At 26.7% G+C, this 20,687-nt stretch carries 17 protein-coding genes and 1 riboswitch; of the genes, 3 read left to right on the top strand and 14 right to left on the bottom strand.

Annotated elements, in window-relative coordinates:
* Positions 1 to 221: 221 nt before the first annotated feature.
* The gene (gene yjeM, locus H8891_RS01980) at positions 222 to 1,763 is read right to left on the bottom strand and encodes a glutamate/gamma-aminobutyrate family transporter YjeM (protein ID WP_187004959.1); all 1,542 of its coding nucleotides are present in this window, start codon (positions 1,761 to 1,763) and stop codon (positions 222 to 224) included.
* Between the two features lie 854 nt (positions 1,764 to 2,617).
* On the opposite strand from yjeM, the gene brnQ reads away from it, so the two are divergent.
* On the top strand, positions 2,618 to 3,889 hold the full coding sequence (brnQ, locus tag H8891_RS01975; RefSeq protein WP_187004958.1) for a branched-chain amino acid transport system II carrier protein: 1,272 nt from the start codon (positions 2,618 to 2,620) through the stop codon (positions 3,887 to 3,889).
* 53 nt (positions 3,890 to 3,942) lie between these two features.
* Here brnQ and H8891_RS01970 read toward each other — a convergent pair whose 3' ends face one another.
* The 10 genes from H8891_RS01970 to H8891_RS01925 form a co-directional block, all read right to left on the bottom strand.
* Entirely contained in the window at positions 3,943 to 5,202 is a 1,260-nt protein-coding gene (locus H8891_RS01970) for a 5'-3' exonuclease (RefSeq protein ID WP_187004957.1), read from the bottom strand.
* A 219-nt stretch (positions 5,203 to 5,421) separates the two neighbouring features.
* Entirely contained in the window at positions 5,422 to 5,682 is a 261-nt protein-coding gene (locus tag H8891_RS01965; protein WP_187004956.1) for a hypothetical protein, read from the bottom strand.
* Between the two features lie 471 nt (positions 5,683 to 6,153).
* A complete protein-coding gene (gene thiT / locus H8891_RS01960) occupies positions 6,154 to 6,759 on the bottom strand; it encodes an energy-coupled thiamine transporter ThiT (protein WP_187004955.1) in 606 nt (201 codons plus the stop codon).
* Positions 6,752 to 7,369, bottom strand: coding sequence for a thiamine phosphate synthase (gene thiE / locus H8891_RS01955; protein WP_187004954.1), 618 nt, complete (start codon positions 7,367 to 7,369; stop codon positions 6,752 to 6,754). The genes thiT and thiE overlap by 8 nt, the downstream gene beginning before the upstream one ends.
* A gap of 44 nt (positions 7,370 to 7,413) precedes the next feature.
* Positions 7,414 to 8,088 (bottom strand): thiaminase II, encoded by a 675-nt coding sequence (gene tenA / locus H8891_RS01950; RefSeq protein ID WP_187004953.1) that lies wholly within the window; start codon positions 8,086 to 8,088, stop codon positions 7,414 to 7,416.
* The gene (thiM, locus tag H8891_RS01945) at positions 8,088 to 8,873 is read right to left on the bottom strand and encodes a hydroxyethylthiazole kinase (protein ID WP_187004952.1); all 786 of its coding nucleotides are present in this window, start codon (positions 8,871 to 8,873) and stop codon (positions 8,088 to 8,090) included. The genes tenA and thiM overlap by 1 nt, the downstream gene beginning before the upstream one ends.
* 31 nt (positions 8,874 to 8,904) lie before the next feature.
* Entirely contained in the window at positions 8,905 to 9,708 is an 804-nt protein-coding gene (gene thiD, locus H8891_RS01940; RefSeq protein WP_187004951.1) for a bifunctional hydroxymethylpyrimidine kinase/phosphomethylpyrimidine kinase, read from the bottom strand.
* 106 nt (positions 9,709 to 9,814) lie between these two features.
* Positions 9,815 to 9,918, bottom strand: a riboswitch (TPP riboswitch).
* A 101-nt stretch (positions 9,919 to 10,019) separates the two neighbouring features.
* Positions 10,020 to 11,276, bottom strand: a complete 1,257-nt coding sequence (locus H8891_RS01935; RefSeq protein ID WP_187004950.1) for a dicarboxylate/amino acid:cation symporter — start codon at positions 11,274 to 11,276, stop codon at positions 10,020 to 10,022.
* A gap of 324 nt (positions 11,277 to 11,600) precedes the next feature.
* Positions 11,601 to 12,530 (bottom strand): SH3 domain-containing protein, encoded by a 930-nt coding sequence (locus H8891_RS01930; RefSeq protein WP_147545565.1) that lies wholly within the window; start codon positions 12,528 to 12,530, stop codon positions 11,601 to 11,603.
* A 562-nt stretch (positions 12,531 to 13,092) separates the two neighbouring features.
* Positions 13,093 to 14,547, bottom strand: a complete 1,455-nt coding sequence (locus H8891_RS01925; RefSeq protein ID WP_147545568.1) for an amino acid permease — start codon at positions 14,545 to 14,547, stop codon at positions 13,093 to 13,095.
* Between the two features lie 420 nt (positions 14,548 to 14,967).
* Here H8891_RS01925 and H8891_RS01920 point away from each other — a divergent pair, with 420 nt between their 5' ends.
* On the top strand, positions 14,968 to 15,117 hold the full coding sequence (locus H8891_RS01920; RefSeq protein WP_187004949.1) for a hypothetical protein: 150 nt from the start codon (positions 14,968 to 14,970) through the stop codon (positions 15,115 to 15,117).
* 300 nt (positions 15,118 to 15,417) lie between these two features.
* Positions 15,418 to 17,082 (top strand): ABC transporter substrate-binding protein, encoded by a 1,665-nt coding sequence (locus H8891_RS01915; RefSeq protein WP_187004948.1) that lies wholly within the window; start codon positions 15,418 to 15,420, stop codon positions 17,080 to 17,082.
* Between the two features lie 214 nt (positions 17,083 to 17,296).
* On the opposite strand, the gene H8891_RS01910 is transcribed toward H8891_RS01915, so the two are convergent.
* The 3 genes from H8891_RS01910 to H8891_RS01900 all read right to left on the bottom strand — a co-directional run bounded on the left by H8891_RS01910 (position 17,297) and on the right by H8891_RS01900 (position 20,685).
* Positions 17,297 to 18,412 carry a hypothetical protein gene (locus tag H8891_RS01910; RefSeq protein ID WP_147545574.1) on the bottom strand — a complete coding sequence of 372 codons (1,116 nt, stop codon included), beginning with the start codon at positions 18,410 to 18,412 and terminating at the stop codon, positions 17,297 to 17,299.
* A gap of 735 nt (positions 18,413 to 19,147) precedes the next feature.
* On the bottom strand, positions 19,148 to 19,903 hold the full coding sequence (locus H8891_RS01905) for a flagellar hook-basal body complex protein (protein WP_187004947.1): 756 nt from the start codon (positions 19,901 to 19,903) through the stop codon (positions 19,148 to 19,150).
* A gap of 8 nt (positions 19,904 to 19,911) precedes the next feature.
* Positions 19,912 to 20,685, bottom strand: coding sequence for a flagellar hook-basal body complex protein (locus H8891_RS01900; RefSeq protein WP_187004946.1), 774 nt, complete (start codon positions 20,683 to 20,685; stop codon positions 19,912 to 19,914).
* Between the last annotated feature and the right edge of the window lie 2 nt (positions 20,686 to 20,687).

The following is a 20,687-nucleotide window of genomic DNA, read 5'->3' as shown; positions in this document are numbered from 1 at the left end:
CTATATACTCTCCTAATTTATAGATATATTTTTAAATAACTTAACTCCTTTAGTTTTTATGAATTTCCATAAGATTAAATCAATTATTAAAGTTATGATTGTACTTAGCACATGGATATACTCAAATTAAAATATATTTGTTGTATATAACAAATATATTAGGTAGCCAAGGTAATTAATATTTTTATAAAAAAAAGGAGAGTTCATACTCTCCTTTTAATCTATCCCATAACCTTTTTAGATTCTTTAGATTTTTTAACATGTTTAATTTCATAAAATGTAAATAATCCAAATCCTACTACTGAGAATACTAAAGGCCCACCTATCATAGTGATAGTCTTTGACATACCTTCTGGAGAAGATAATGCTGGTTCTATAATAGTAAATATATTTGCAAATCCTATTATAGCAGTTACAATTACAGATGCTATCATCGCAGCTCCATAAGATTTATATACAACAAATGGCTTATCTAATTCACCTTTTAATTGCTTTTTCTTAAATACAGGGAATGCTGCAGATAAGAACATATATGGTATTGTCATTGCAACATTAGTCATTAAAGTTAATATAGCAAAGAACTCTGCTGCATTACTTCCACCAAATGAAACTATAAGTATCATAGCTACAACTAGTATAGCTTGAACTATCATTGCATTTATAGGCATACCATTTTTTATCTCTCCTAATTTACCAGGCCATACTTCTTTTGGTGCACCTTGTATTAAAGTTTTTAAAGGTGAATAACTTAATGTAAAGAATGCTCCAGTTAATGATAAAAACATAGATAATCCAACAAATCTAGCAGTCCATGCTCCTATTGCTAAAGAAGTAGTTTCAGCAAGACCTAAACCTTGACCTATTTTAAATCCTAAGTTACTCATTAGTATATAAGTAGCATTTGCCATATTAACATGTTCTCCGCCTAATACTTCAGACCAGTTAGTAAACATACCACATGCAAATATTCCAAGTGCATATCCTACAGATATAACTATTGCTGAAATTGCAAGCCCTTTAGGGAAAGTTTTCTCTGCATTTTCAGTTTGATCAACAAGACCACCTAAAACTTCTAATCCTCCAAATGCAAACACTGCAAATGTTAAGAATGATAATATAGCAAGAGGTGTTTGATAATTTGGACTTGGTGAGTTAGTAAAAGATTGAGCAATATTAGTTATAGGTTCTGCTAATTCCCCAGTTAAAGCAACTACTAGCATACCTCCACCTAATAATACAATATTAAGTAGTGTAACTGCAGTACCACCTACTGATGTTACTTTACTTATTTTATCTACTCCTTTTGATCCTACAAATGTAACTACACATATCCATATAGCTCCTAATATACCTAATGTCTTAACTGAATCTAGTCCAAATATTGTCCAAGTTGCTGTTTTATCAGACCCAAATATTGCATTAGATAATGGAATCCATAAACTAGATGATACACTTACCATCCATATCATATACGATGCATACCACATGAATGTTCCTATAAAAGCATATTTAGCTCCTACAGATTTTTCCATCCATGAATACATACCTCCACTTTCTTTTTTAAATGCAGATCCATACTCTGCCATCATAAATGCATAAGGTATAAAAAATAGTACGGCACTTAATACGTACCAAGGTATTGCTGAGTATCCCATCAAGTAGAATGCTCTTGGCATGTTAGAAAACCCAAATACTGATGTAAATATCATTAGTATTAATGGTACTAACGTAAGTTTCTTAGTATTATTACTTGGTTTAGACATGTTAATCCCCCTTGAATATATTTATGATTTCTTTTTATAAATTAATAACAAAATTGTTATTAATTTATCATCCCCTTTCATTTCAAAGAATAACACCATTTTTCTTATTTTTCAATATTGTTTAGATTTTATCAAAAATTCATACTTTATTTATTTTTAAAAACAATCAGATAATTGAAAAATTTATTTAAATCTAAATTATAGTGTATTTTTCTACATTTTTTAAGTATCTAAATATATTTTTTATCATTTTTATGGATTACATTGTTTTTTCTACATTATTTTCTCTTTTTATTTATTTTAAAGAACTAAATTTAAAATCATATAATTTAATATCTTTTATTTTTTATTAAATATTTTTTATTCGTCATTTTTTTTAAACATAAATTCTATATAAATACTTTATTTTCAAATTAATTTTGTTGCAATTTCATTATATTCTTTCAAATATCTATAAATTTAAATATAAAAAATTTAAATATTTTTTAATTTTTTTATATTAACTATTGATTTTTTATAGATTCCTAAATATAATTATTTTTAATAAAGAACGAATTTTAAAACAAGGAGATTAAATTAGTATGATTAATATAAACTTAACTAATTCTTTACAAGTTAATAACTTTTATTTTTATTGGCTATTATAGTTAAGTTTGTATTTATGGTATATATAAATAATCATAGATACAAACACAAAATTGTTTGTATCTATGATGGCTAATTTTAGCTTGTACTTAAGGCCACATAGATAATGCTATGTGGCTTTTTTATCCTAGGCAAATAAGGTCACATAGTGTACACTATGTGGCCTTTTTGCATATAAAATTATAATTAATTAGAAAAGAGGTCAAATTATGAATAAAAATAAAGATATATTAATAATAGGATTCGCCTTATTTTCTATGTTCTTTGGAGCTGGTAATTTAATATTTCCTCCATACATAGGATTAACATCTGGTAACAACTGGTTAATAAGTTTCTTAGGATTTATATTAGCAGATGTTGGGATAATATTAATGTCTATTATAGCTGTTGCAAAAGCTGGCTCATTACAAAATGTTATAGGAAGAGCTGGTAAGAAATTTGGAATTGTATTAGAAGTTTTGATGATGCTTTGTCTTGGTCCCATATTAGTTATACCAAGAACTGGTGCAACAACTTTTGAAATGAGTATTTTACCATTGTTTAACAATATCAATCCATATATATTTTCAATAATATTTTTTGCATTAACTCTCATACTTACTATAAAACCAACTAAAGTTATGGATATAATAGGTAAATTTTTAACTCCAGTATTATTATCAGCTTTATTATTTTTAATAATAAAAGGTATTTTATACCCTATTGGTGATTTAAATAAAGTTAACTCTAATGATTTATTTATAACTGGTGTTACTCAAGGATATCAAACTATGGATGCTTTAGGTATAGGTGGTGTTGTAGCACTTGTTATGACATCATTTATTAATAAAGGCTATAAAGAGAAAAATGAAAATATAAACCTTACTATAAAAGCTTCTTTAATAGCATGTACTGGCCTTACTATAGTTTATTGTGGATTAACATACTTAGGGGCCACTGCTTCAACTTTATACGATAGTAATATATCTCAAACTACTTTGCTCATAAATATAACAAGTGCTATTTTAGGTAATTTTGGAACTGTACTTTTAGCTATAATTGTAGGATTTGCATGCCTTACTACATCTATAGGTCTAACATCAGTTACAAGTAAATACTTTGAGGACTTAACTAATAAAAAGTTAAAATATGAATATATAGTAATCTGTATCTGTACTTTTAGTGCCCTAGTTTCAAACCTTGGTGTTGATAAAATAATACAAATAGCTATTCCTATATTAAGTTTAATTTATCCTGTTTCTATAGTTTTAGTTGTTATGAATATATTTAAAAATATTTTCACTAAGGATATAACTTTAAAAGGCGCTGCTTATTCTACTCTAATAATTAGCTTACTTACAATTATAGATAGTTTTGGTATTAATATAAATATAATTCATAAACTACCTTTTTCTAGTTTAGGATTTAATTGGGTTATTCCTGCTATATTAGGTGGATTACTAGCTACTTTATTATTTGATGATAAAAAAGCAAATAATTAAATTACTTTGATTTTTAAAATTAAAAATGGCTGTACATTAATACAGCCATTTTACTAAAAATCTTTTATACTTTTCATTTCATATTTATCTAATTGTTCTCTTAATATAGACTTATCTATGTTTAATTTTAAATCATCTAAAGTTATATCTAAATCTATATCTGTTTTTATAGTAGCTAACTTTTTAGACATAAAAGCATTTTCTTTTTCTGAAATTAATTTCTTCATAGGATTTCTAATACCTAACTCATTTTTCCACTCTGTAGCAAGTATCTTTAACCCTTTATCATCTAGTCCATCTATAGACTTATAGATATCTTCTAAAGTGTCATATTTCTGAAGTAGAGGTATACTTGTTGTATCTCCAAGACCCTTTATTCCAGGTATGTTATCTGATGTATCTCCTGATATAGCCTTATAATCTATAATTTGTGACGGTTTTAGATTCTTTACCTTTTTTAAAAGGTCTACACTATATTCAAAAGTGTTATTAGGAAGATTAAAATGTTTTAAATCTATATTACATATCTCTGCTAATGAACTTGCTTTTGATGTATTCATCCACACTGTAGTGTTATAGTCTACCAATTGTAAATAATCTTCATCTTTAGTGTATAAAGCTACTGGTATATTTTCTTGAAATTTTTTAGCCAAGGTACCAGCAAAATCATCAGCTTCAAATACATTTTCATAATTATCACTAGGCTCAGATATAAATACCTTAACTCCTATAGTTTCAAGTATTTCTCTTAATAAATCATATTGCTCTTTTAGTGGAACTTCTATAGGTTTTCTTGTACCTTTATAATCATCATATATTAATTTTCTAAAAGTCATACGAGTAGAATCTAGACATACAGCTATGTGAGTAGGTTTTTGCTGTTTTATCATAGATAACATAACTTGCATAAATCCGTATACTCCATTTGTATATATTCCATCTTTAGTTTGAAGTATTTTATCATAGTGAAGTTCTTTTTCTTCTATAGTTTTAGCAAACATTATTTGTCTAGGAAGTCTAGCAAAGTAATTAGTGCTTAAAAGTGATGAACCATCTATTATAAGTAATTTTTCTTTACTTTTATCACTATCTAAATTTAAATATTTTTCTTTAGTTATCTTAACTATATCCTCTGATATAGATTTTTCTTTTTTATTATCTTTTATTGTTTCTTTATTTTTTATTCTAAAATCTGTATTCATTCTAGATCCAACATAACTATTAAGTCTTATATATTCACCTCTAGTTAATTCAGATTCTTTGATTTTATCTTTATTGGCTTGGTTTTGTTCTAGTAAATCAAATAAATCCATATTTGTCTCCTCTTTGTGTAAGTTTAATTAATTATAATAAATTAATTATATCATACTAAGTTAATATTTTTAATGGGAGTAATTATCCCCCTAAACTTACAATGTTCATCTAAATAAAAAAATTTTATTCATTTGGTTAATTAACTTAATTGCCTAAATTTATATATTTTAAATAAAAAAGTTCTAAGATTTATTTTCTTAGAACTCTTTATTTATTATTTATTCTGCATCAAAATCTACATGTACTTTTCCCATTGGAGTGTTTATATCTATATAAGATAAATTGAAGTTTTCATCCATAACATCTATCTTATATTCAAAGAATATATCATCTTCTTTCTTTGACATAAATATATAACTTCCATTTTCTTTTTCTTCTATTTCGTCACATATTTCTTCATATATTTCTTCTCCACTTACAGGTCCATTGTAACCAGCATTTTTTATTTTATCTTCTATTAATCTGTATATTTCTTCCATTTTGTTACCTTCTTTCTATTCATCTATAAAATACAGTCTACATTCTATTTTTATATATTGTCAACTATATTACTTGAATTTTATTCGTAATACTCTTATTTTAACTTATAAATCTCATCCTTATATTATCTTGTTTGTACTCAAACTTGGCATCTGATTTAGTCTTATTAAACTTTTTATCTAAAAGTTCTTGATAAGTCCCTGTATAAGATACTACTTTACACTTTCATCTTTAACTTGTATTTTTACTATTTTTATTAAAAACTTCTCCAATGAAACTATATACAATAATACCTCTTTTTATTACTTACATTATTATATTTATAGTATATATTGTCAACCTAATAAAAAGTCTTTTACTAAAAGATTATTTAAAGCAAATATAATTAATTTAATATTTCCTATAAACAAAATAGGGGGTATTTCAAAGTAGATATCTAATGATAACTATTTTGAAACATCCCCTTGAATTTATTGATTACCACTTAAATTTAAAGCTTTATTAAATCTATTAAGAGGTAATATAGAAATTATTATAGTTGACAATAATCCTTCTACCCCTAAACTTGACACATTGTATAAGAATGAATAAACAAATACATTCATACCTTCTGGAGCATAATCTCCAAAGAATACGCATCCAGATATTATATTCATAGATACACTAAGTGCTAAAGCAAATAAACATCCTAATATAACTTTTGATTTTTTTTCTTTTCCAAATGTTCCCGCTAGTCCAAGTAACATTGTTGGTAGTATATAATCTAGTAAAAATTGTGCTGGATGAATTATATAAGCACCATTTAATAACTTTAATAAACCATATACTAGACCACCTGTTATTCCTATAGTGTTTCCACATAATACTGATAATAACATTGTTGGTAACATTGAAAATAATGAAATTCCTCCACCTTGTGGATATTTTATAAATTCTATCATACTAAGTATATATGATATAGCACTAAACATACCTATTGTAACTATTATTTTAGCATTAATTTTAGCATTTTTTAAACCTTTAAGATAGTATAGAAAAAACGCTATACTCCCTATTATTATAATTGCATTAATCATTTTTTCCCCTCCATTTTAAACACTCATTATATATATCATAGCTTTTTAATATAGCTGATACTATTGCATGTCCATCTACATTTATATCTTTAAATGTATCTATATTGTCTAAAGTTATTCCACCTATTAAAACTTTAGGTATATCTACATTTTTATCTATTTCTTCTAATTCTTTTAACGTTACTAATGTTGCATCATTTTTAGTAGAAGTATTAAACATTGCACCTACACCTATATAATCAGCTCCATTATTTTTAGCTTCTCTGGCTTCTTTTATGTTATGTGCTGATACTCCTATTATCTTATTATCTCCAACTAGTTTTCTAACTTCTTTTAAAGGAATATCACTTTGCCCTACATGTACTCCATCTGCATCACAAAGCATAGCAATATCAACTCTATCATTTATTACAAATAGTGCATTATATTTTCTAGTAAGTTGTCTTAGTTTGTATGCTTTTTCTAGAAACTCTTTGCCATTAGCTTGCTTTTCTCTTAATTGTACAGTGGTTACTCCTCCTTTTAAAGCATCTTCTATACACTTATAAAAGTCTCTTCCTTTTAATATATCTGAGTCAGTAACTAAGTATAATTTTAATTTTTCTTTCATTATTATATCTCCCTACAATTTTTAAATATATTTAATACTTTTAATTAAACATCATCCTTATTTACTTCTTCATATCCCATATTCCAAAAATCTAATTCATATAAGCTAGACTTTACAAATATTTCTGTAAGTTTTTTTATTTCCTCTTCACTTAAATTTTTACATATATGATTTGTATATTCTAACCACTCTTTTAATATCTCATCAAATTCATTATCTGCATACATTTTTATCCAATCTTTGTAGTAGTTTCCTTCTAAATTGTCTTTGTATGTTTCATATAAATAATGACCAATATAGTTATAACTCCAGTTACAAGGCAGAGTTGCCATTACTATTTCTTTTACTCCACCTGTTAAAGATACTGCTTGCATATAACTTATATAGCTACTTGAAACCATTTCAAGTTTGCACTTTTCTGCTACTATTGGTGCTACACCTAATCTTTTCATGTACTCAATATGTATCGCAGCTTCATCTTCTATAGATCCATTTGCTGCCTTATTGAAAAACTTCATTTCTTTGATAGTATCTGCTTTTACCATTCCCATTGCAAATACTCTTGAAAACTCTTTTAAATATAAATAATCTTGTATAAGGTATCTTTTAAATTTTTCTTTTGGTAATGTTCCTTCACCTATTTCATTTACAAAAGGATGATTTAGATAACTTTTCCATATGTCTTTAACTTCATTAAATAAATAATCTGTAAATCTCACTAAAATACCTCCACCCTAGAAAATTTATTTAGTGTTTCTTCATTTAGGTTATATATATTATCCATTAAACTAACTTTGAAACTTCCAATTCCTATGTTTCCTTTATCAGCTAATTCTCCGCATAAACTCATTGTAAGAATTCCCATACTAGCCGCTTCTAATTTATTTTCACTAGCTCCTAAATAACTTCCTATTAAACTAGCACTCATACATCCTGTTCCTGTTATACTTTTTAACTTAGAAGATCCGTTATAAACTTTTATAGTTTTTACTCCATCAGTTATAACATCAACTTTTCCTGTTGCAACTACTACACATTCTAATTTTTTAGATACTTTTTTTATGATGTCATCTATATTTTCATCTTCTTCAAAAGAATCTACACCTTTTCCATTAACATCAAATCCACCTATGTATTTTATCTCTGAAGAATTCCCTTTTATTACATCAAACTTAACTTCATTTATTAACTTTTCTACTAATAAAGCTCTTGACTTAGTTGCAAATGCACCTACTGGATCTAATACTACTGGCTTATTAAATTTATTAGCAATTTTTCCTGCCTTTAAAAATAAGTCAATATGTGATGAGTTCATTGTTCCTATATTTATAACAACTGAACTTGCAAGTGGAATTATCTCTTCAAGTTCTTCATAAGAATAACTCATAAGCGGACTTGCACCTAACGCTAATGTAATATTTGCACAATCGTTTATAGTTACTTCATTTGTATAATGAAGTACCAATGGATTAATATCTCTTACTTTACTTAATAAATCAAACATATTTTATCTCTCTCCCGTTTACCTTAGTTTATTATTTATTTAAATCAAATTTATAGAAATGATGTACAGGACCTACTCCTTTACCTATGTCAAAACTATATTTTATTGCATTTGTTATATATTCCTTGGCTTTTGAAATCGCTTCTTTAACATCTAATCCTAGTGCTAAGTATGCAGTTATAGCAGAAGATAATGTGCACCCTGTCCCATGAGTATTTTTCATATCTAATCTTTCACTTTTATAAATTTCAAAAGTATCTTTTTCAATTAAAACATCTACTGCATCTCCATCTAGATGGCCGCCTTTCATAAGAACATAATCAGGACCTAATGATAAGATTTTTTCCCCAACTAATTTCATATCATCTAGGTTATTTATTTTCATATCTGCTATCTCTTGGGCTTCTAGTGTATTTGGTGTTACTATGTACGCTTTAGGTATAAGATATTTAATTAAATTTTCTTTAGCTTCTGGTTTTAAAAGTGAATATCCACTTTTAGAAATCATAACTGGATCTACTACTAAATTTTTAGGATTATACTTATCTAGAGTATCAACTATAACCTTTATTATTTCTGGACTTGATACCATACCTATTTTTACAGCTTTAGGAGGTATATCATCAAATACAACCTCTATTTGCTTTTTAATTATTTCCTTGCTTAACTCTTCTACTAAAAATACTCCTTGTGTACTTTGAGCTGTAATAGCAGTTATAACGCTCATTCCATAAGTTCCTATAGCACTGAAAGTTTTTAAATCAGCTTGAATCCCAGCTCCTCCTGAGGAGTCAGAACCTGCTATTGTAAGAGTTGGTATTTTGTACTTTTCCATTTTGTAGTCCCCCTTATAGTTCTTATAAGTTTTATTTAATAACAAAAAAGACCATATCCCTAAGTAGGAATATGGCCTTAAATTTCTATGCAAATAAATTACATTTGTATATTAAGTAAAGCTTTCCTACGCTGGCATTATCCAGATCAGGTTTGAGGGTTAATGAATAAAAATTCATCTCTCAGCCATAAGGCACCCCTAGCTATTCATTTTAGATTACAATTTTATTATAGCTTAGTTTATACATATGTCAACAAAAATTTATATAAAAAAATACCACCCTAATATTTTATTAAGGTGGTGTTTTTTTATTAAGCTACTTCTACCTCTTCTATAGAAGCTTCTTCAAATTCCTTTTCACTACTTGCAACAACTAATGTACAAGTATTATCTCCCATTACGTTTACTGTTGTTCTAAACATATCTATTATTCTTTCAACTCCCATTATAAGTCCGATTCCTTCAAGTGGAAGTCCTACTGATTGAAGAACCATAGATAGCATTATCATTCCGACTCCTGGAACACCTGCTGTTCCAACTGATGCTAATGTTGCTGTTAAAACTATTGTTAACATATCATTTAATCCTAAGTTAATACCATAAACTTGTGCTATAAATAATGCTGCAACACCTTGCATTATAGCAGTTCCGTCCATATTTATAGTAGCTCCCATAGGTATAGTAAATGAACGTATACTTTTACTTACTCCCATTTCTTCCATTAATTCTAAACTTACTGGTACAGATGCATTACTTGATGCTGTTGAAAAAGTAACTGCTGCTACTTTAGTAAATTTACGCGCAAAATTTATAAAACCAAATTTAGTAAATATCTTAAGTGAACCTCCATATACTACAACAACATGTATTAAAAGTCCAAGTAAAACTACTAATATATATTTAACTAATGATCCTATAGCTTGTGTTCCTACAGTTGCAAAAGTATTTGTTATAAGGGCAAATACTCCATAAGGAGCAAATGTCATTATAACACTAACCATTTTCATACAAACTTCATTTGCACTTTCAAAGAACTTCTTTAAAGGTTTAGCTTTTTCTCCAACTAAACTCATAGATATTCCTGTAAGCATTGCAAAGAATATTATCTGTAACATCTCTCCTTTAGCAAAAGATTCTATTGGATTTGATGGTATTATATTTAATACTATCTCTGATAAAGATTGATTTTGTCCAACTGTTGTAGTTTGAGATGCTACTGAACCTAAATCAAGTCCTGCTCCAGGTTTTAGTAATACCCCTAATGCTAGAGATATACATATAGCTATAGCTGTTGTCATTAAGTAAAATCCCATTGTTTTAAATCCAATTCTTCCTAGCTTTTTAATATCTTCCATAGCTGATACACCACATACTAAAGAAACAAACACTAGAGGTACTACCATCATCTTTATAGCTTTAGTAAATCCGCTTCCAACTACATTTATAAATCCTCCAAGTAAAAATGTATCTTTAAAATAGCTTCCTGGCATTTTACTAAGTACTATACCAAATACCATACCAAGAAATAGCCCTATTAAAATCTTGCTCGTTAGTCCAAGTTTTTTCATGTATTTATCCTCCGTTTTTTTATTTATGTTTATATTATACATTAAAAACACATTTTTGTATACTTTTTTAAAGTTTTCGACATTTTTAAGTTCATTTTGCTTAATAAAATAAATCATTATTTCAAATTACTTTATTTTATATAATATAATTAATATATTGCTTTATATATTAGCTAATATCTTCTTAAAAAACTTATATATCAAACTATTACATATATTTCCTTAAAATATGTTCACAATTGTACGATTATTTTTTTAATTGAATAAAAAAAGACTGTAAATAAGTCTTTATAGAACTTACTTACAGTCTTTTTTATCTTTATACTAGTTTAATATTTGTATTTCAATATTTTGTCTTCCAAAGTTTACACAATCTGATTCACTATTCATGAATATATCTATCTTATTTCCTTTTATAGCTCCTCCACAGTCTTCTGCTGTAAATACCATGTCAAACTTAGGTATATAAACTCTAGTTCCGTATGGTATTACTGAAGGGTCTACAGCTATAGTTCCCCACTTAGGAGTAGTTCCTGTAGCTGTTATATTATGTCCTGAATATGCACTTGCATTTACAGTCATTAAACGTCCATTTTTATTAGTAGACACTGCTACTTCTTCTTTTTTAGGTTCTTCTTTCTTAACTTCATTTTTTTCAGTTGTAGCTGAAGCATTATTTTGAGTAGCATTTGATACTACTGTTTTATTTTCTTTTTTAACTTCATTACTTTGTTGTACTAAAGTAGTACTATTATCTTCTTTAACTGATTGATTATTATCAGCTTGAGATTCTGTTAATACATAATCTCCACTTATCCACCCTGTGTTACCATCTGATAATTGTACTTTGTACCAATTGTTTTCTTCTTCTAGTAGTTCAACAACTGTTCCCTCAGTTAATGAACCTATTTTTTCATTTTCTATAGATGGTCCTTTTCTTACATTTAACTTATCAGCTGTTACTGTAGCTTTTTCTTTAGCAGTATAATCTCCATTTACCCAACCTTCTTCTCCGTCTGAAAGTTTTACTTTATTCCATCCATTACTAGTCTCTAATATCTCAACAACCATTCCTCTGTCTAAAGATGCTATTCTTTCATCATTTATAGATGGTCCTTTTCTTACATTTAATTTTTCTGCTTTTACTACTTCTTTTTCTGCTGCATATATATTATTTGCTGAAGCATACATTCCCCCAATTACTAATCCTAATGTTAACACCAATGATTTTTTAGCTCTTTTATTCATACTCATAAAATTCCTCCATTCAATAAATAAAATTATATATTATTAACTATCTTGTATTTTTAAATTCGCAACTTACGCTTTTGTTACTTTTTTGTAACTTTTAATTAATCTTAATATACTTTTTAGGTTTTGTAAACAGTTTTCAGTAAAAAAATCAAAATTGGTTACAAAACAGTTACAATTTGTAACCAGCCTAACACGTTGAAATTTCAACATTTGACGTATAACTTTAACCTTTTTAATTTTTACCTAAAAAAATTTTATAAATTATCTATTTTTTCATACTAATCTTATATTTGTAACTTATTTCTAAGCTTTTATTTTCATTTTAATGTTGCTTTATAAGCTTGTATATTAATTAGTAACTAATTTTATATCTTATATATAGTAAATTTAAATTCAATTCACTTAAAATCTATTTTTTAAAATTTAAAACAGTTTTTAATAACATATATATAGTATATAAACTAAAGTTTTTATATTAATAATATAAATTAAGAAAAGTTTATTTTATAATTAAAAAAATAAAAAATGAGTGAAGATTACTTCACTCATTTATATACTTATCCTAATTTTTTTTAGATAGTTCTTCATTACTATTAGTTATCTTAGATATAACAGGTAATATTAATCCTATTCCCATTAACACTAACGGTGTTAAAACATTTAATGAAACTCTAAATATCCATTCTGGGCTAAAAGCTGCTACATCTGTTGGGAACATTCCCATTATACATGCAAATGCAGTAAACCCGAAACACCAAAGTCCTACTAAAAACCCTAACTTATCATTTTTAATAAACTTATATTCAGTTTTAAACTTATTACTTAGCTTTTTAAGCCCCATATAAGCTAGGAATACCCATAAGTATCTCATTGGCATTACAACTGAATTTAACTTTAATAACCAGTTAAATAATTCATTAGTGTTACCTATTCCTAACGCAGGTACTACTATTAAAGTAGAAACTAATATAGCTGTCATTATATACCCATTAACTAAAACTCCATTTTTATTTGTTTTAGATAAAGCTTTAGGTATAAATTTGGCATCTGCATCTCCTAATAATACTTTAAGCGGTGCATCTATTGAAAATACTAATGCAGATAACTGAGCCGCAGTATTAGCTAAAGCATAAACTATAACAAATAAGCTACCTAATCCGTAATGATCTCCAAGTAATTGGAATGCATAATATTGACCATTCATCATTAAATCCTCTGGTATAGCATTTGCATTAAACATCATACCCATAGCTATTGAACCTAAAAGTGCACAAACAGCTACCATTCCTGCTAATACTAACATTCCTTTAGGGAAGTTCTTAGATGGATTTTTTGTATTATTTACATATGGAGATATTTTTTCACATCCTCCAACTGCAAATACTAACATTGATAAAGTAGTTAAGTATGCAAAGTCAAACTTAGGAACAAATGACTTAACAGTTATATCAGGTGTTGCAACGTGTCCTGTTATAGCTGGAGCTGCTAGCCCTAATACTATATATAGTAAAGACATAACAAACATTGACATACCAGCTATATTACCTATAACTTTTAATACTTTTACTCCTTTTGTTGATACATATAAAAATACTAAAAATACTACTAATACCATCGATTGTAATATTAAAGGATTTAATTCTTTTAATACTCCTGCTAATTGTCCAGATGGACTAATTGCCCATGAAAGTGCAATTAATAAAGCTTGTGGCTTTTGAGCTAAATAAGGAACATGTACAACCCAGTATGTCCATCCTGCCATAAATGCAAGCATTGGTGTTGTAGTTGATCTTATCCAAGCTGAAACCCCACCTTGAGAGTCTTTAAATGCAGATCCTAACTCTCCTACCATTAAAGCATATGGCACAAAGTATAGAGCAATCATAAATATCCATGAAAATACTACTGTAAGCCCTTGATTTGCAAAGTTATTTACAACATTCCCAAATCCCCATACCATAACAAATCCCATTAAAGCGATATTTTGCCACGTTAAATTTCTGTTTTGATCAGTCACTAACTTTTTCCTCCTGAAAATTTTGTATGATTTCGTTTTCCATTATATATTATAATATCATTTTGTCAATATTTAGAATTTAAAATAATATTCATAAAATCTATATAATCATTGTAATATTCTGTAAATTAGATGAAGCTATATATTTTTATCTCAAATTTATATATACATATATTAAAAATATAGTTATAAATACATTAAAACCAAGCTACACTTAATTTAAATAATATCTTGATTTCAAGGCAATTTTGAAGTTAAGTTTAATTTCACTTTCACTTTTTATAATGTAATTATTATTTACTAATTCAAAAATTTTTTAATATTTTTCTAACATTTATATTATTTACTAAAATACTTTAAACAGTTTAGTAAATAATATAAATGTAATTAAATGCTTTTAAAATTATATAGGAGGTAATTATGAATACTCAACCAAAATTTAAAAGTAATAGTGATATCAAATTAGCAAAAACTACAAAAAGAAGATTAGAAGGATGTGACCCTTCTTTTAAAAATGATTGTGGATGCAAAAAAGAAAAAAACAAAAAATATACAAATCAATTTAAGTAAAACATTTAGATACAATAATTTAAATCTATATAAAATACTACTTATAGCTTAATACCTTAAGTAGTATTTTATTTTTCTAAATTTTCTTTTTATTAATTGATAATTTTTTCATGTATTGTTATACTCATAATATAAATAATATTTATTACTGAAAATTTTTATCTTTATAAAAAATATATTGTTAATAATATATCTTTATCTTAAAATTTTAACTAATAATTGACCTATCTTATTTTGCTATAATAAAGTTCTTTAAGTTTATCCTTATTATTTTTAATTATATATTGGGAGGAATTTTATATGGTTTTAAGAAAAAAACTTGCTTTATTATTTACTTTGTCTTCAGTTGGAGCTTTGTCTTTAGTTGGATGCTCTAGCACTGATTCATCTCAAGGAAAGACAAACTCTTCTAACTCTATAGACCCTTATACTCTACTTGCAAATGAAAATGCAAGAAAAGCTATTGTTATGTCTGTAGACACATCTCAAATTGCAGATATTATATTTAATAATGGATCTAAAGCAATTTCTTTCGTAACCCCAGAAAATTTAGCTTTTACTAAAAATGGTAAGGACTATAGAGAAATAGCTGGCGATATGGGTTATAAACCAAATGATAATGAAGCTAAAAAAGCTTGGGAAAAAGCAAAAGAAGAATTAAACTTTGATACTGTTACACTTGAATTATTGACTTATGAACATGAGCTTGATCGAAAACTTGCTGAATTTATACAAGCAGAACTTAAAGATAATTTAGAGGGATTAGACCTTAAGATAAAACAACAACCTTTAAAACAAAAATTAGAGTTAGCTATAAAGGGTGATTACCATATAAACTTAGATGGATGGGCTGCAGATTATCCTGACCCGTTAACTTTCCTTGAACTATTTACTACAGATGGAATGTATGCTAAAAGATTATCTTACTCAAATTCTGATTATGATAAATTAATAAATGAAGCTAAGTTAGCTACTACTCCTGAAGAAAGTTTTTCTAAGTTTGGAGAAGCTGAAAAATTATTTTTAAATAGCGCTCATGTATCACCACTTTATCAAGTGGGTGGTTCTTTCCTTCAAAAATCTAATGTTAAAGATATAGTTAGATATACTTACGGTTCTCCAGCTTCATATAAATGGGCAGATATCGATAAGGCTAATAAAGAATTAAATCTAGTTTTAGGTGGTGACATTCCTACACTTAATGTCAGTAAAGCATCTGATATGGATTCTTTCTACATGCTAACAAATACCATGGAAGGTCTTACAAGAGTTGATGCAAAAGGTGTAGCTACTCCTGCTATGGCTGAAAGCTGGGAACAATCAGAAGATGGTAAGACTTGGACTTTCAAAATAAGAAAAGATGCTAAATGGTCTAACGGAGATCCAGTTACTGCACACGACTTTGAATATTCTTGGAAGAGAACTTTAAATCCTGAAACAGCTTCTCAATATGGATACGTTATGTATGATATAGAAGGTGCTAGTGATTATAATAGTGGAAAAACTGATAATGCTGATAATGTTGGTGTAAAAGCCTTAGATGACAATACATTAGAAGTTAAATTAAATAGACGTATTAATTACTTTGACCAACTTATGTCATTTTGTGTGTTCTTCCCTCAAAATCAAAAATTTGTAGAATCTCAAGGAAATAAAATTGGTACTACAGCTGAAAATACAATTTATAATGGTCCATTTACAATGACTGATTGGAAAATGGATGATCTTGTTGTTTTAAGTAAAAATGATAATTATTGGGATAAAGATAATGTTAAGTTAAATAAAATCAACTTTAAAGTTGTTAAAGATCCAAATGCTGCAATTAACTTATATGAATCTAATGAAATAGACGTAGTTGGATTATCATCTGAAAATGTTGATAAATATAAAGATTCCAAAGAATTTATGACTACTAAAAAAGCGGAAACTTATTTCTTAATGCTTAATAATAAAGGTTCTAAATAAAATTTTTATGTAAATTTGTAAAATTTGTTTAGAAATCTAATTTTTAGGGTATTATAATTACGATAGCTTGTCTTAAATAAAAATTTTAATTCTTGCCTATGAGATTTTTATTTGAAATAAAAAAGGAGCTTCTTAGTCGATCGAAATATCTAAGAAATTGCTCCTTTTTTATTTTATGCTCAAATTTTTTTTAATTAAAATTTTTTTGTAATAATTATACATTTTCAACGTTATATTCAATGTCTAATTTCTCTTTATATCCATTTACAAGTGAATCTAATGCTTGTTTTATTTCATATTCGCTAGGTAATATTACATATCGTCTGGCATCTAATATAAATTTACTTTCTTTATTAACTATATTGACACTAGAAATTTTCTTATTTACACTACCCTTCATATCTAAAAGTAGTTGTGAAAATTCTCCCTTAGTTATATTTTTTAATATTATATAAATTTCCTTTTCTGTAAGCAAGTTCTCATAAGAAACTCTTTCTACTTCCTCATTAAACATTTGCATTACTTCTTTATTTGTATTTTTTATGTACTTATTAAGTATAACTCTAGATCCTTTATAAGCTCCTAATGCTCCTAATGCTATACAAACTATATTTAGTATAAGATATATAACTGAATTATTTATTAGCTTACCATATTGAGTAATTGCACATAATATAAAAAATGCTAAAGCTCCACCTAAAAATCCTAAAGCTAATTTAACATTGTTTATTTTATCATAATTTTTTTTATCTTCTAAGTAAAACTCTTCATCTATAGCATGATCTCTATATTTATATAAATCTATATTAATCGAACTATTTGTTGAGTGTAGATTATTTGCAAATCTAATGTATTCACTTTTATCTACTGTATTATCTAAATCTAAGCTATGAATAAATTCTTCTCCAAAAACTTTTATACTTCTTGTTATAGATTTTTTTAGTGCATCTTCTTTAGAATCACCATTCCATATAGAAAGAGCATATTCTATACTTCCAGACATTCCTAAGATATGTTCTGTTTCTACGCTTCCATCTATCTCAAAAAAATCTATTCCTTTTACTTTCCCTTCATTAGCTATAATTTTAGCTTGATTATATGTAAATCTACCTCTTTTAAATATTTTTTTTGGCTCTAATGTTGATTGAGTCATACCTTCTTTTATTCGATCTTCAAAATCCCCTATAGCCTCATCGTATTTATCTATTGGAATTTCAATATTAATAGGACTTCCATCTCCATTTATAAACCTTAATTCACCATAATTTAAGCAAGAATCTACACATCGTTCTCCACTACTGTTATATTTACTTTTTAGTATCTTTGTCATATATAATTTTCACCCTTCGCAAATGAACTTTGATTTTTCTATGGTTTTCACTAATTTACTATATCAAAATCTACTAATTATTTTAACTAAAAAATTTTTTATATAATATTTAAACTTTTTAATTATTAATCTTTATTTCAAATATATCTATTATAATTAGTGCCATTTCGTTAAATCAAATATATCTATTAAAATCATTTTTGTTTTATTAAAAACTCCTGTAATTTTAAGAGGTATAGCTAAAACTCTTGAAAAGTTTGATACCATAGATTTCTAGCTTTTCTATTTATAAATTTATTATTTGCATTTTTTATTATTACTTGTTATTGTCAATTATCTATTCTATAACAAGCCCTCTTTTACTTTTTATAAGTCCAATTTTAAACTTAAATTTTTTATTGTATCTCTACTAAATTTAATAAGTTTTTTAGCTTTAAACACTCAAACTATATATATACAATATAAATCCTTTTAATAAAGGATTTATATTGTATTCAATTTGTTAAGAGTTTGGACTTATTATATTCATAAATTCTTGAAAGCTAGATTACTCTATTTTCCTAACTTTTCAAGTTGTATTCTCTATTTTTAGTTCATAGTTTATGTATATAGTAATTACAAAAATCTTCAGATATAACAGATAAAAATATCATATTCTCAGTAAATTACCTTTGAGACTTTTAAAATTATAATCTCTTATAAATTTTTCCCATAATATTTGCCTCTTATTTTTAATTATCTACTTTGAAGATTATTTGCTATTGACCACATTTCATCTACTGCTTGCATACCCTTACTATTATATTGAAATGCTCTTTGAGCCAGTATCAAATCTACCATTTCACTTTGCATATTTACATTTGACATTTCTACATAACCCTGTAAAATCTTTTTATTTTGTACAGTTTCAACTTGTAATTGGTCTGCTGTAAATAAACTATCTCCTATAGATGTAAAGTCAGCATCACCTTTAGATGTATATAATTGTATATCCCCTACTTTATTTTTATCTAAATATACTTCCCCAAATTTATTTATACTCAAATTTCCATTTTTTAAATCAAGATTTTTTAAATTTCCGTTAATAGTTTGTATATCTAGTACATTTCCATTATCATCTACTAATTTTCCTGCAGCATCTAAATTAAACTCACCATTTCTAGTATACGCATAACTTCCATCACTTCTTATAACTCTAAAAAATCCTTCTCCATCTATAGCAAGATTAGTATTTATTTTAGTTTCTTTTATTGCTCCTTGAGAATAATTTCTAGTTACTTGAGATACTCTAGAGCCTGTACCTGTTATTGCATCTTTAGAGTTTGTTGGATAAGATCTTTTGTTTAATGATTCTTTATATAAATCTAAAAAACTTACCTCTAATTTTTTATATCCAACAGTTTGTACATTTGTTATATTATTAGATATTGTATCTATATTAGATTGACTTGATAACATACCCGACTTACTATTATGCATTATATTATACATTTTTTTACCTACCTTACATTTCCTATTTCACTGGCAATTTGTCTAAGTGTAGAATCTATAGTTTGTATAACTCTTTGGTTTGCTTCAAACTCTTTTATAGTTTCCATAGACTCTGCCATAGTACTTATATAATCTACATTTGACCCTTCTACAAACCCTTGTTTTACAGAATAATTATTAGTATTTATTGGATTAGCTCCTGAATATAAATTATCTCCAACCTTTTTAAGACTTTTATAGTCATTAAAATCCATAATATTAAAGTTATAACTATTTCCACCATCTATAATTAATTCATTTGAAGGTGTTAATGTCATTTTGCCTCTTCCAACATATATAGGTTCAATATTTTGATTCGATTTATTTATACCCATGACATTATGTCCACCATTTGTTACTAAATATCCTTGAGAATTAACTTTAAAAGATCCATCTCTAGAATAAAATATATTTCCACCAGAATCTCTTACTTGGAAAAAACCACTTCCATTTAAAGCAAAATCTGAATTATTTTCTGTTGAGATAAAAGTACCTTGTTTAAAATTAGTACTTACTTCATCTATTTTAGTTCCAAAGCTTACGCCTCCTAAAGTTTGTTTAGTTGCGATTCCATTTTTATAGTTATCATTATTTGATAAAATCATCTCATCAAAACTTTTAGATATAAGTTTATCTTCCTTATATCCATTAGTTTTTAAGTTAGCTATATTACTCGTTAAAACACTTTGTCTTTCTTGTAAGTTTAGCATTGATGAAACAGATGTATATAATCCTCTTAGCATAT

This window comes from Paeniclostridium hominis (assembly GCF_014306135.1).
Classification (GTDB): Bacteria; Bacillota; Clostridia; order Peptostreptococcales; family Peptostreptococcaceae; genus Paraclostridium; species Paraclostridium hominis.
This window is presented reverse-complemented; position numbering and strand designations above follow the sequence as displayed.